This window comes from Ruegeria sp. AD11(2025) (genome assembly GCF_056542405.1).
In genome coordinates this window covers 43,762-56,383 of sequence record NZ_JBQFZU010000015.1, presented here as the reverse complement: position 1 = coordinate 56,383, position 12,622 = coordinate 43,762, and the positions used below count along the sequence as shown (strand labels likewise).

At 60.8% G+C, this 12,622-nt stretch carries 16 protein-coding genes; 7 read left to right on the top strand and 9 right to left on the bottom strand.

The genetic code is table 11. From position 1 onward, the window contains the following. Nucleotides 1-12 precede the first annotated feature (12 nt). From flhA to ACR1XY_RS15045, 4 genes are read left to right on the top strand one after another with little or no spacing between them, the layout of a single operon-like run. The gene (gene flhA / locus ACR1XY_RS15060) at nucleotides 13-2,040 is read left to right on the top strand and encodes a flagellar biosynthesis protein FlhA (protein WP_480594480.1); all 2,028 of its coding nucleotides are present in this window, start codon (nucleotides 13-15) and stop codon (nucleotides 2,038-2,040) included. After that, nucleotides 2,037-2,810, top strand: a complete 774-nt coding sequence (locus ACR1XY_RS15055; protein ID WP_480594434.1) for a flagellar biosynthetic protein FliR — start codon at nucleotides 2,037-2,039, stop codon at nucleotides 2,808-2,810. Before flhA ends, ACR1XY_RS15055 begins: the two co-directional genes overlap by 4 nt. Further along, nucleotides 2,807-3,895, top strand: coding sequence for a flagellar type III secretion system protein FlhB (gene flhB, locus ACR1XY_RS15050; protein WP_480594433.1), 1,089 nt, complete (start codon nucleotides 2,807-2,809; stop codon nucleotides 3,893-3,895). Before ACR1XY_RS15055 ends, flhB begins: the two co-directional genes overlap by 4 nt. Then, entirely contained in the window at nucleotides 3,892-4,275 is a 384-nt protein-coding gene (locus tag ACR1XY_RS15045; protein ID WP_480594432.1) for a hypothetical protein, read from the top strand. Before flhB ends, ACR1XY_RS15045 begins: the two co-directional genes overlap by 4 nt. 27 nt (nucleotides 4,276-4,302) lie before the next feature. Here ACR1XY_RS15045 and ACR1XY_RS15040 read toward each other — a convergent pair whose 3' ends face one another. From ACR1XY_RS15040 to ACR1XY_RS15000, 9 genes are read right to left on the bottom strand one after another with little or no spacing between them, the layout of a single operon-like run. Next, the gene (locus ACR1XY_RS15040; protein ID WP_480594431.1) at nucleotides 4,303-4,809 is read right to left on the bottom strand and encodes a flagellar basal body-associated protein FliL; all 507 of its coding nucleotides are present in this window, start codon (nucleotides 4,807-4,809) and stop codon (nucleotides 4,303-4,305) included. Nucleotides 4,810-4,817: 8 nt separating this feature from the next. Next, nucleotides 4,818-5,549, bottom strand: a complete 732-nt coding sequence (gene flgH, locus ACR1XY_RS15035) for a flagellar basal body L-ring protein FlgH (protein ID WP_480594430.1) — start codon at nucleotides 5,547-5,549, stop codon at nucleotides 4,818-4,820. Beyond that, a complete protein-coding gene (gene flgA, locus ACR1XY_RS15030; RefSeq protein WP_480594429.1) occupies nucleotides 5,549-5,965 on the bottom strand; it encodes a flagellar basal body P-ring formation chaperone FlgA in 417 nt (138 codons plus the stop codon). Before flgA ends, flgH begins: the two co-directional genes overlap by 1 nt. Continuing rightward, nucleotides 5,965-6,750: a flagellar basal-body rod protein FlgG gene (gene flgG, locus ACR1XY_RS15025; protein WP_480594428.1), complete on the bottom strand. Its 786-nt coding sequence runs from the start codon at nucleotides 6,748-6,750 to the stop codon at nucleotides 5,965-5,967. The genes flgA and flgG overlap by 1 nt, the downstream gene beginning before the upstream one ends. A gap of 22 nt (nucleotides 6,751-6,772) precedes the next feature. After that, on the bottom strand, nucleotides 6,773-7,483 hold the full coding sequence (locus tag ACR1XY_RS15020) for a flagellar hook-basal body complex protein (RefSeq protein ID WP_480594427.1): 711 nt from the start codon (nucleotides 7,481-7,483) through the stop codon (nucleotides 6,773-6,775). Further along, nucleotides 7,483-7,755 (bottom strand): flagellar biosynthetic protein FliQ, encoded by a 273-nt coding sequence (locus tag ACR1XY_RS15015; protein ID WP_058282142.1) that lies wholly within the window; start codon nucleotides 7,753-7,755, stop codon nucleotides 7,483-7,485. Before ACR1XY_RS15015 ends, ACR1XY_RS15020 begins: the two co-directional genes overlap by 1 nt. Nucleotides 7,756-7,759: 4 nt before the next feature. Then, complete coding sequence (fliE, locus tag ACR1XY_RS15010) at nucleotides 7,760-8,050, bottom strand: flagellar hook-basal body complex protein FliE (protein ID WP_480594426.1); 291 nt, start codon at nucleotides 8,048-8,050, stop codon at nucleotides 7,760-7,762. An 11-nt stretch (nucleotides 8,051-8,061) separates the two neighbouring features. After that, nucleotides 8,062-8,448: a flagellar basal body rod protein FlgC gene (flgC, locus tag ACR1XY_RS15005; protein WP_480594425.1), complete on the bottom strand. Its 387-nt coding sequence runs from the start codon at nucleotides 8,446-8,448 to the stop codon at nucleotides 8,062-8,064. Between the two features lie 12 nt (nucleotides 8,449-8,460). Beyond that, on the bottom strand, nucleotides 8,461-8,847 hold the full coding sequence (locus ACR1XY_RS15000; RefSeq protein ID WP_480594424.1) for a FlgB family protein: 387 nt from the start codon (nucleotides 8,845-8,847) through the stop codon (nucleotides 8,461-8,463). An 87-nt stretch (nucleotides 8,848-8,934) separates the two neighbouring features. Here ACR1XY_RS15000 and ACR1XY_RS14995 point away from each other — a divergent pair, with 87 nt between their 5' ends. The 3 genes from ACR1XY_RS14995 to ACR1XY_RS14985 all read left to right on the top strand — a co-directional run bounded on the left by ACR1XY_RS14995 (nucleotide 8,935) and on the right by ACR1XY_RS14985 (nucleotide 12,589). Continuing rightward, complete coding sequence (locus tag ACR1XY_RS14995) at nucleotides 8,935-10,299, top strand: FliI/YscN family ATPase (RefSeq protein WP_480594423.1); 1,365 nt, start codon at nucleotides 8,935-8,937, stop codon at nucleotides 10,297-10,299. Nucleotides 10,300-10,358: 59 nt separating this feature from the next. Continuing rightward, a complete protein-coding gene (locus tag ACR1XY_RS14990) occupies nucleotides 10,359-11,195 on the top strand; it encodes a flagellar motor protein MotB (RefSeq protein WP_480594422.1) in 837 nt (278 codons plus the stop codon). A 98-nt stretch (nucleotides 11,196-11,293) separates the two neighbouring features. After that, a complete protein-coding gene (locus ACR1XY_RS14985) occupies nucleotides 11,294-12,589 on the top strand; it encodes a flagellar hook protein FlgE (RefSeq protein ID WP_480594421.1) in 1,296 nt (431 codons plus the stop codon). Nucleotides 12,590-12,622 lie beyond the last annotated feature (33 nt).

Sequence of the window (12,622 nt, the reverse complement as noted above, 5' to 3'; positions counted from 1 at the left end):
GCGCTGGCGCTGATGACGGTCATCGTGATGATGATCCTGCCAATGCCCGCCTGGGTGCTGGATGTGGGGCTGGCGGCGTCCTTCGCGCTGGCGATCCTGATTTTTACCCTGACGCTATTCATCGAACGGCCGCTGGATTTTTCGTCTTTCCCGACGATCCTGCTGGCCTCGCTGATGCTGCGGCTGTCGCTGAACGTATCCTCGACCAAACTAATCATCGGTCAGGGTCACACCGGACCCAACGCTGCCGGGGACGTGATTGAAGGGTTTGCCGATTTCGTCATGAGCGGCAGTATCTTTCTGGGGCTCGTGGTGTTCGGCGTGCTGCTGATCGTGAACTTCATGGTCATCACCAAAGGGGCCGCCCGCATGGCCGAGGTTGGCGCGCGGTTCGCCTTGGACGGTATGCCCGGCAAACAGCTGGCCATCGACAGCGACATGTCGGCAGGCGCCATCGACCACCAGCAAGCCAAGGAACGGCGCGAGCGCGAACAGCAGGAGACGACCTTTTTCGGTTCGCTCGATGGCGCATCGAAATTCGTCAAGGGCGATGCGGTGGCCGGGCTTCTAATCACCCTGCTGAACCTTGTCATGGGTCTGATCATGGGCGTGATCGTGCACGGGATGCCGATCTCTTCGGCATTCGAGACCTATGCCATCCTGACCGTTGGCGATGGGCTGGTGTCGCAAATCCCGGCAGTGATCATTTCCATCGCTTCCGCCCTGCTGCTGGCGCGCGGCGGCACCCAAGGGGCTACCGACAACGCGATTTTCTCGCAGTTGGGAAAACACCCGGCGGCGCTGGGAACGGTTGCGATCCTGATGGTGCTGTTTGCTCTGGTGCCCGGCCTGCCCTTTCTGCCGTTCATTCTGGGCGCGGGCGTGCTGGGCTACGCCGCCTTCAACGTGCACCGCAAACAAAAGGCCGGGGAAGAGGCTGCGATGGACCCCGCGCCGCGGGATGAAACGCCGGTCTCGCAGGCCATCGGCGACATTCTGGATCTGGACGACGTGCATCTGGAGTTTGCCCCTGATCTGGTCGGCATGGTCCTGAACCCCGGCACCGGGCTGGACGCGCGGATCGCCAATATGCGGACTTATGTCGCCTCAAGCTTTGGCCTGATCCTGCCCGATATCCGCCTGACCGACCGCGCGGATCTGCCTATGGGCACCTATGTGGTCAAGGTGCAGGGGGTCGAGCAGGCGCGTGGCGTGTTGAACCCTGATCTGGTGCTGGCACTTGTGCAGGAAGATCGCGATATGCTGCCCGAAGGCAATGACGTGACCGAGCCGGTATATGGTGCCCCGGCCCGCTGGATCCTACCCAAGGATCAGGAGGCTGCAGCGATGAGCGGGGCAACTATTGTCTCTCCGCCCGAGATTCTGGCGACCCACCTGCTGGAGATCATCAAACAGAACTTCTCGCGCCTGCTGACCTTGAAATCCCTGCGCCGCCTGTTGTCCGAGATGACGCGGCTCAGCGATACGGTTCGCGCCGAGGCCAACCGCAAATTGCTGGACGAGCTGATCCCCGACAAGGTACCGATCGACACTTTGCACGCAGTTCTGCGGCTGTTGCTGGACGAGCGCGTTTCAATCCGCAATATGGCCCTGATCCTGGAAAGCGTGGCCGAGGCGCGCCTGACCACAACCCAGCCCCAAGGTATCTGCGAGTTGGTCAGGCAACGGCTGGGGTTCCAGTTGGTGGCCGAGATGAAACGCGAAGATGGCTCAATCCCCCTGATCCAGCTGGCGCCGGAATGGGAAGACACCTTCGCCACCTATCAGATCGACGCGCCGAATGCCGGTCTGGACGTCGCATTGCCGCCGAACCTGTTTAACAAGCTGGCCGATGGCGTGGTCAACAGTGTCGCGCAGTCTGCCGATCACGGGGTGTTTCCGGCCGTCGTTACCTCGACCCGGCGGCGCAGGCTGCTGCGCACCATCATGCACGCGCGCGGGATCGCCAACCCGGTCCTGTCCTTCGAGGAAATCGGGCTCGAGGCACGCCCTGCGCTGGTCGGAACGGTGCCCGCGTGATCGCGCTGCCGCCAGAGCTTCTGCCCCAGTTGGGCGAGGGTCTGTGGCACCTGTTTGCCATTTTCCTGCGCGTCTCCGCCATGGTCTCATTGCTGCCGGCTTTCGGAGAGCGCAGCATCCCGACCCGCGTCAAACTTGGGATCGCAGTGGCGTTTACGCTGATCGTGGCGCCTGCAGTGCAGGTAGCGGGCACTGCGACCGACCTGTTTCCAATGGCGCGGATGATTATGGTTGAGGCGCTGATCGGCGTGGTATTGGGCCTGGGCCTGCGCATGTTCGTACTGGCCCTGCAATCGGCCGGGTCGATCGCGGCGCAGGCGACTTCGCTGTCTCAAATTCTGGGCGGAGCCGCAGCCGACCCGGTCCCTGCGATGGGATACCTGCTGACCTTGTCGGGCTTGACCCTTGCGATGCTTTTGGGCCTGCACATTCGCGTCGCTGAGTTTCTGATCCACAGCTACACCCTATTTCCGACGGGTATGGCCCCGATGGCGCCTGACCTGTCGCAATGGGGCGTGCAGCAGATCGCGCGCAGTTTCGGCATGGCCTTTGAGCTGGCCATGCCGTTTGTCATGGCCTCATTGATCTACAACCTGGCGCTGGGCGTCATCAACCGAGCGATGCCGCAGCTGATGGTGTCCTTTGTCGGTGCCCCCGCCATCACCTTTGCGGGGCTGTTCCTGCTATTCGCGGGCACCCCTCTGATCCTGTCTGTGTGGTCCGACGCCCTGTTCACCTACATGGTGAACCCGCTTGAGGGCACACGATGAGCGGATCAGATGACGACAGTGACAAATCCTATGACCCGACACCGCAGAAGCTTCAGAAAGCGCGGGAAAAGGGTGAAGTTGCCAAATCCAACGACCTGTCCGTTGTGGCCGCCTATACCGGATTTCTCATTGCATTGTTCGCGGCTGGCCAGTTTAGCGTCCAGCACTTGGGCACCCTGTTTTTCGTGATGATCGACCAGGCCGATACATTTGCCCCGTTGGTGACCGACGGCCCGGCCGCCAGCCCGGTTGGCGGAATGCTGAAAACCGCCTTGCTGTCGGTCTCGGTCTTGTTCGCCCTGCCCGCCAGTGCCGTATTGCTCAGCCTGATCGCCCAGCGCGCGCTGATCTTTGCACCCAGCAAGCTGAAACCGAAGCTGTCCCGCATCTCGATCCTGTCGAACGCTAAAAACAAGTTCGGACGCGGGGGCCTGTTCGAATTTGCCAAAAGCTTTGTGAAACTGGCGATCTACGGCACCTGCCTAGCTCTATTCCTGCGCGCGAATCTGAGCGAGATCCTGTTGGCCAGCGCGGCCCCCGCACGATCCTCGGTGATGCTGATGATGAACCTGCTGTTTCGCTTTTTGTTCATTGTCATCACCGTGGCTCTGGCGATCGGGGTGGTGGACTACCTGTGGCAATACGCCGAACACATGCGCAAAAACCGGATGTCGCGCAAAGAGATTCAGGACGAAACCAAAGATGCCGAAGGCGACCCGCATATGAAACAGCAACGCCGTCAGCGGGCGCAGGATATCGCGACGAACCAGATGATGTCGGATGTGCCATCGGCGGATGTGGTGATCGTCAACCCGACTCATTTTGCGGTGGCGTTGAAATGGGCTCGAACGGCGGACTCGGCGCCGGTCTGCGTTGCCAAGGGCGTAGACGAAGTGGCCGCCGCGATCCGTACACGGGCCGCCGAGTCCGGAGTTCCCCTTCACTCCGATCCGCCCACTGCGCGCGCGCTTCATGCAGCCGTCGAGATCGGACAGGAAATCGCCGAAGAACACTATCGCCCCGTGGCCGCCGCAATCCGGTTTGCCGAGGCGATGCGCAAACGGGCAAAGGGACAGATCAGATGAGACAGGACGAGTTTTCAGACCTTGAAAAAGCCACCGACGTTGCGTTCCAGAAGGAGTACAACGCCCTGCGCCCGCTGATCGAAGCCGAGGCAAGGGTGCAACAGCAACTGGCGCGGCTGGATGATCAGGTGCAGCAATCCCGCGAGGTCAGCGCCTTGGCCAAAGGATACCGCGTCACCGGCACGGACGTTCTGTGGAATGGATGGGAATCGGCCACACGCCGCCAGCTGAACATGGATCTCGCCCGGCTGCGGGCACAAAAACTGGCGGCGATGGCAGCGTTGCGCACGGCATTTGGCCGCCAGCAGGCTGTGGCGAACCTTTCAGCGGCCCGGAAAGAAGCTCGCAAATGCGCGCGGAACAAGAAACCGTCGGTCTAGTGGTCTCCGGGCACGGGGCTGTCCGGATCAGACGTCCTGACGACTGACACTCATGATCAGAACCTGAGAGACGTCATCCCCCAGATCCCGGCGCGCCGTCTCAAGCAGTGCTTTGCGCAGCACTTTCAGGTTATCGGATTCTGTGAAAGCGCCGTCGAAACCGCCCATGTTTGCGTGGTCGAACATGACCTGCAGAAACCCGTCGCGCAGCTTTGGCTCGACCGCGTAGAAAGCCTCGGTCATGCCGGGGGTGATCTCGAGGCTCAGCGACATGGTGACCAGCGCCTCGATACGCTCGGAGTCAACAACCGGAACTACAAACTGCTTGGTCAGCTTGAGGTACTCATAGTCGCTCGGTTCGTCGGTTTTTTCCGCCTTTTTATCCTTGGCTTCGGGGGATTTCTCCTTGGGTTTTTCCGCCTTTTCCTGCGTTGCGATCTCTTTCGTTTCCGAAGGTGACAACATGACGCCAGCACCGATACCGGCTCCAAGACCGAGCAGCAGAAAAACGGCGGGCAACAATTTCTTCATCACATTGCTCCTTAATACGGCAACACGGCATCCAAAATCTGCTGGCCGTATCTCGGTTGCTGCACGTCGGTAATCTGTCCTCGCCCACCATAAGACACGCGGGCCGAGGCGATCTTGTCATAGGTGATCTCATTCTGGCGAGAGATGTCCTGCGGCCGCACATAACCTGCGACCAGAAGCTCGCGTAGTTCGAAATTCACGCGCAGTTCCTGCGAGCCCGAGATCGACAGCACTCCGTTCGGCAACACGTCGACCACGGTGGCGGCCACCCGCAGGGTCAGCTTCTCCTTACGTTTCACCGATCCTTCGCCCGTGCTTTCCGAAGACGAGTCGATCTCGACCGCATCCGCAAGCGATGCGCCTTCCGGCAGGTGTTTGTCCGCACGTTGCGGCAGGCCGAACAGGCCGACGATCCCCAGGCTTTCCGAGGCCGAGCGCGAGCGTTCCGTATCATTCGAGAACTCGGCCTTTTCGTCCAGTTCGATCACAACCGTCAGGATGTCACCCTTCTTGATCGCCCGCTGATCCCCCAGCAGCGATTGCTGGCCACCACTCCACAACGAGGACCGGTCGACGTTGCGCTGCGGTTGCGTGTGCAACGGCAGGCCCGGCCACAACATGGCGACATGTTCGGGCGAGTCCTCATTCGGGGTGAAACTGGGCGGCTTACCCAGATGATCCACCCGACCGCAGGCCGACACGGCAAGAACCGTAAGCAAAAGAGATTTCGAAAGAGCTGACATCATTTCACCTCGATTTGGCCGTCGGGCCGGATAAGACCAGTCACGGTTGTACGGGAGGACAGGTTCATGACCCGGATGCGCTCCCCGGCGGCCCCGCGCCCCAGCGCGCGACCTTCTGTTGTGATCGACAGCGGATTGCGGTCGAAGATCAGGACGACCAGATCGTTACGATCCACCAATGCCGGCGCGCCGACATCCCCATCGCGGATCGGACGCCCGGGATAAAGCGCGACACGGGCCTCATGCCCGATCAGTAATTCGGGGTCGGCCACCGCTCCGGGCACATTTTGTGCCTTGATCTCAAGATCGGTGGCCGAGATGATTTCCTTGGCGCGGATGGTGCGGGTTGGCACGACAATATCGGCCAGTGCGAACACCGGCATCAGCAACCCCAGTACCAGGATCAGAAACCGCATCACCGCACCTGTGTCGTTGCGCCCATCATCTGATCGACGGCGGAAATGACCCGGGCGTTCATCTCATATCCGCGCTGTGCCTCGATCAGTTCGGTCACCTCGCGGATCGCATCGACCGAGCTGTCCTCAAGATAACCCTGCCGCAAGGTGCCAAGCCCGTCCTCACCCGGAGTACCAACCACTGGCGCTCCGGACGCTTCGGTTTCCTTGAACAGGTTGCTGCCGATCGCCTCAAGCCCTTTGGCGTTCGAAAAACTGGCCAGCGTGATTTCCCCTAACAGCTGCCCCTCGGGCGCGTCGTCGAAATAGGCATAGACCTCGCCCGAGGCGTTGATGGAAATCGAGTGCGCGTCGTCGGGAATGGTGATCTCGGGCGCTACTGCGTATCCGTCCGACGTCACGATCAGCCCCTCGGCCGAGCGCTTCAGACTACCATCGCGGGTAAAGCCGGACTGACCGTTGGTCAACGTCACCTCAAGATAGCCGCGCCCTTCGATAGCGACATCCAGATCATTGCCAGTCGCCGACAACCCGCCTTGCGCCAGCTGCACCGTGACGGCCGACGGACGCACGCCCAGACCCAACTGAATCCCGGTGGGCAGAACCGTGCCGTCATTGGCATTCACCGTCCCCGCCCGCGCCATCTGCTGATAATGCAAATCTGCGAACTCGGCCCGACGCGCGTTGTAGCCGGTGGTGTTCGTGTTCGCCAGATTGTTCGAGATCGTCTCGACCCGCATCTGCTGCGCAGTCATGCCCGTTGCTGCGATTTTCAAAGCCCGCATGTTCAAATCTCCTTTTCACAAATCAGCGCATCAGCGCCTTGAGCGCGCCGCGCAGACGTTCGTCTTCGGTTTCCAGAAAGCTCTGCCCCAGTTCATAGGCGCGCTGGATTTCGATTAGCCGGGTCACCTGATGAACAGCGTTGACGTTGGACCCTTCGAGAAAACGATGCACAACCACCGGGTTTTCCACCGGCTCAATCTCACCCTCGGCGCGGAAATGCGTGCTGCCTTCGCGCACCAGCGTGCTGGGGTCGGCCACCCGGTAGACGCCGATCTGCCCCAGAAGTTTCCCTTCGATACTGAGCGTGCCGTCGCTGCCCACATCAATTGAGGCAGCATCCGGAGGGATGAAAACAGGCGCGCCGTTCACATCCAGCACCCGGTGGCCGTCCATCGTTACCAGATCGCCCTCGGCGCTCGGGGAAAAGGCGCCCGCCCGCGTCAGACGGTTGCCCGCCGCAGTTTCGACCATGAAAAATCCGTCCCCTTCGATGGCGAAATCGAACTGGCCTCCGGTCTCGGTCAACAGGCCCTGCTGCAGCGAGGTATTGCGTGCCTCGGCCCGGCTCATCGACAGGGACGGGTTGCCCGGCAGATCGCGGACGAATTCGGAGAACACCAGACCCTGCGCGCGGTACCCAGTGGTGCTGGCATTGGCGATGTTGTTCGCCACTAGGCGCATTTCATTCATCAGTCCGGACTGGCGGGACAGGGTGACATAGGCGGTATCCATCAGCGGCCTCCTGCAATCAGTGGGATGAGGGTTGTGGTGAAGAAGGTCACAAGTGTCTGGGTCATGAAGCCCATGGAAATCCAGAACACGATGACAATGGCGATCAACTTGGGCACGAAGGTCAGCGTCATCTCCTGTACCGAGGTCAGCGCCTGGAACAGGCCGACGATCAGGCCCGACACCAGCGCCACTGCAAGGATCGGGACCGAAGTGATCACCGCGACCCAAAGCGCCTGACGCACGATGTCATAGAAGAGACCTTCGCTCAGCATGACATCAGACCGGCATCCGCAGGATTTCCTGATAGGCCTCGACCACCTTGTTGCGCACGACCACGGCCGTTTCCACGGCCAGCTCGGTCTGCGCCAACGCCTGAACCAGCGCGTGCGGGTCGGCCTGCCCGGTCATTGCTGCGTGGGACACCTGCTCGCTTTGTTTCAACGTTGCCGCAAAGTCCTGAAACGAGTTGCGCAATCCCTGCGCCAGTCCGGCGTGGTTGGGATCGGCCTGCGTGGCCGGGCGCGCAACGGCATAGTTCTGAGCCGCGGTCAGGGATCGGATATCCATTCTGGTGTCCTTTATTTTCTGAGGAGTTCCATAAGGCTCGACGACATCTGACGTGTCTGGTCGAACATCTTGAGATTGGCTTCGTAGCTGCGCTGTGCCTCGCGCGCGTCGGCGATTTCGATCATCAGGTCGACATTCGAGCCGCGATAATGGCCGGTTTCATCCGCCATCGGGTGGCCGGGGTCGTAGACCCGAGACCCGTCACGGTGGTCCAGCTTGACGCGCCCGGTCTGCACAACTTCGCGCCCGTTCTTTTGCACCGTTTCAAACGGCACGGTTTTGCGGCGATAGCCCGGCGTGTCGGCGTTCGAGATATTCTCGGACACATGCCGCAACCGCGCAGATTGCGCGCGCAAGGCGCTGGTCGAGGCGGCGAGGGAATGGGAAAAATCACTCATCTTTCAGCCTCCTTATAACCGGCCCAGACTGCTGCGCAGAATGCTCATCGAGGATTTGTAGATGGTCAGCGCGCGGTCATGCTGGCGCTTGACCTCGACCGCTTTGAACATCTCTTCCTCAATGGACACGCCGTTACCGTTGGGGTCGCCCGAGGGCGCGGTCTGAAACTCGGCCCAGGACTGAAGGCCCGAGGCACCATTCAGGTGACCAGCCCGCGTGGCTGTCATGGCAACTTCACGGCCCGAATTTTCGAATGCTTTCTGAAAGGCCTCGATATCGCGCGGCTGGTAGCCCGGCGTATCCGCATTGGCCATATTGCGCGCGATGACGGCCTGCCGTTGCCCGGCATGAGTTGCCATTGCGTGCGCTGTCTTAAAGACGTTCAGGTCATAGAACATCGGGGCTTCTCCCTCGATCAATTTCAATCAAGGCTTAACCCCGATTCCTTTAGAAAGCGTTTTCAGAAACCCGTTGGAGAACCCACGATGTCCGATCTCGACCCGATGCTTCTGAAATGCGAATTCGACCGTCTGTCCGCCGTGCGCCATATGGGCCGCGTGTCCGGCGTGGCGCGGGGAGTCATTGAAATACAGAGGCTTGGGGGGCAGGCGCGGATCGGCGACCACCTGACGCTGCGGCGGCGCAGCGGGCCAGATCTGTCGGGCGAAGTGCTGCATGTTGAGGCTGAGGTGATTCACATGATGCCGACTACCGCCCCCGATGGGGTCTGTCTGGGCGACCGGGTGATTCTGGACCAGACACCCGCTTTTGCGCCGGGCATGCATTGGCTGGGGCGCGTGGTCGATCCGTTCGGCAAACCGCTGGACGGTAAGCCCCTGCTGTCGGGTGCGCAGGAACAGGACATCATGCGCGCACCGCCCCCGGCCGTGGCACGCAAACCGCTTGGTGCACGGATGGAGACCGGGCTGGCCATGCTCAACACCATGCTGCCCGTAGTGCAGGGGCAGCGGATTGGCCTGTTCGCGGGTTCGGGCGTCGGCAAATCCACGATGCTGGCAACGCTGGCGAAATCGATGCAGGCGGATGCGGTCGTGGTGGCACTGGTGGGCGAACGCGGGCGCGAGGTGAACGAGTTTGTCGAGCAAGCGCTGGGGGCCGAAGGGATGAAACGTTCGGTCGTGGTGGCGGCCACATCGGATCAATCTGCGCTGGCGCGGCGGCGCTGCGCCTGGTCGGCGATGTCGGTGGCCGAGTACCTGCGTGATCTGGGGAGGAACGTGCTGTTTCTGGCTGACTCGGTGACCCGCTTTGCCGAGGCACATCGGGAAATTGCCGTCGCGATGGGTGAAGCTCCCTCGTTGCGCGGCTTTCCCCCGTCGGTCACATCGCTGATTGCCGGGCTGTGCGAACGCGCTGGCCCCGGCACTGCCGATCAGGGGGACATTACCGCCGTGTTCAGCGTTCTAGTCGCCGGGTCGGACATGGATGAACCGGTCGCCGACATTCTGCGCGGCGTGTTGGACGGCCATATAGTGCTCAGCCGTGACATTGCCGAGCGTGGTAGGTTTCCAGCCATCGACCTCAGCCGCTCAGTCTCGCGCAGCCTTCCCGACGCGGCGTCGGACGAAGAAAACCAAATGATCTCGGAAACCCGCAAATTGGTCGGAAGCTATGAGCAGTCCGAAGTGATGATAAAAGCCGGGCTTTATGCCGAGGGCGCAGACCCGCTTCTGGATCAGGCCGTTCGCGTACATGAGGAACTGGATGCCTTCTTTGGCAAGCCTGAAACCGATGGAATCAATAACAGCTTCAACCGCCTGCAACTGATCCTGCGGCGGGCCAGCGCCAACCTGCCGCGCGAGAGAAGTCCGGACAGTTTTAAGTGTTAAGCCCACCTTAAGACCTGCCCGGCTACACCTGTACTCGGGTGATAAAAAAGGTGGTGGAGATGGGTGCGCAATCCAATGCGGCGCCAATCATCATCAAGAAGAAACGTGTGTCAGGTGGCGATGGTCACCACGGTGGCGCGTGGAAAGTCGCATATGCCGACTTTGTCACGGCCATGATGGCGTTCTTCATGTTGATGTGGCTGCTGAACGCAACGACAGAAAAACAACGCAAAGGGCTGGCGGACTATTTCTCGCCGACAATTCCGGTGAATCCGGTCTCAGGTGGCGGTGATGGCGCCTTTGGTGGCAACAACATGTTTTCCGAAAAGACCATGGTTATGGATGGTTCGGGGGCGGCGAAACGGCATCCCACGGTCGCCCGGCAGGCACGCGGGTCGATCGGGGTTAATCCGGATGGTGGCAAAGAAGTGTCCGACGATTTCTCGACGCTCGAGGCTCAGCTTCTGGGACATACCGGCGAAAGCATGGTCTCGGACAAGGTTCTGAAACACATCGTCACGCGCGTCACCGACGAAGGTCTGGTGGTCGAGCTGTTCGACACCGAGGATCAGCCGCTGTTCGAATCGGGTACGGATGAACCGACACCGATGATGCGAGCGCTGGCGCTGCTGGTGGCGCGGTCGTCGGATCTGGTGACCAATGACGTGGCGGTCGAAGGCCATGTCAGCGCCTCGCCCGTGGTTTTGGCGCGCGATCCGTCCTGGGAAATATCGACCTCACGCGCGCAGGTGGTGCGCCAATTGCTTGAAGATAAGGGGTTTGAGACTTCGCGGCTGGATCGCGTCACCGGACACGCTGACCGGGAATTGTCAAATGAAAACCCGATGGCCGTACGCAACAACAGGATCGAGATCATCTTCCTGCGCGAGACCTAAAGGCCAGAGGATACACGGCATTTTACCTGTTAGCGCGCTGTTAAGGGGCAGTACGTTAGCTGTTGCATCAATGTTTGACGCAACAGAAGGGCGTGCTAATGACGATTTCCTCCTCGCTGAATGCCGGTGTGGCCTCATTGAAGGCCAACGCCAACCGGCTGGCCACCATCTCAGACAACATCGCGAACTCTTCGACCTTCGGCTACAAGCGAGTCGAGACGGATTTTCATTCGATGGTCACGTCGGGCCAGGGCGGTAGCTATTCAGCGGGCGGGGTCAGAACCACCAGCCAGCGGCTGATCGACCAGCGCGGATCGCTGGTGACCACCAACAACTCAACCGATCTGGCCGTGCGAGGTCGGGGCATGTTGCCGGTGCGCCCAAGCTCGCAGATCGCAGGCGGATCGAATGAGATGCAGCTGACCACCACCGGATCGTTCCGCACCAATGAAGAAGGGTATCTGGTTACCGAATCCGGCCTTGTCCTGCTGGGCTGGCGGACCAATCCGGATGGAACGATTCCGGCGGTGCCACGGGACACTCCGGCGGCACTGGAACCCATCCAGCTGAGCGTCAATCAGCTGTCCGGCTCTCCGACCACGGCAATGAACCTGCGCATGAACCTGCCGGCAACGGCAACCGATGCCGGCGCGCCGGGTGATACGCAGCCCCTGTCGGTTGAGTATTTCGACAACCTGGGCAAGTCCGAAAGCGTCGATATCGAGCTTGTGCCAACCATTCCCGCAGCCGGAAGCAGCAATGAATGGACCATGATCCTGCGCGATTCGGCGTCGGGTGGGGCGGTGATCGGGGAATATACCCTGACCTTCACGGACAGCCGGACCGCTGGCGGCACGCTGGCAAGTGTGACGACCGTATCTGGTGGGGCTTATGATCCGACCACGGGCAGCCTTGTGGTGAACGTGGCCGGTGGCCCGATGGAGGTCAATATCGGCCAGATCGGCGACGCCGATGGCATCACGCAACTGTCCGACACTTTCGCTCCGGTTTCGATCACGCGAGATGGGTCGGCCGTAGGCACGATGACCAGCGTTCAAGTGGATGAGAATGGCTATGTCTACGCGTTTTATGACACCGGTGTCAGCCGCCGCATGTTCCAGATTCCGCTTGCGGATGTACCCAACCCCAACGGTTTGACCGCACTGGACAGCCAGACCTACGCGCCGTCCCGTGAAAGCGGTACCTTCTTCCTGTGGAACGCAGGCGAAGGGCCGACCGGCGATCTGGTGTCCTTTGCACGCGAGGAATCGACCACCGACATCGCGACCGAGCTGACCTCATTGATTCAGACCCAACGCGCCTATTCCTCAAGCGCAACGGTGATCAAAACGGTCGACGAGATGCTGCAGGAAACCACCAACATCAAACGCTGATTTGGGTTTTGACCCGGAAAGGGGGGCTGTCTA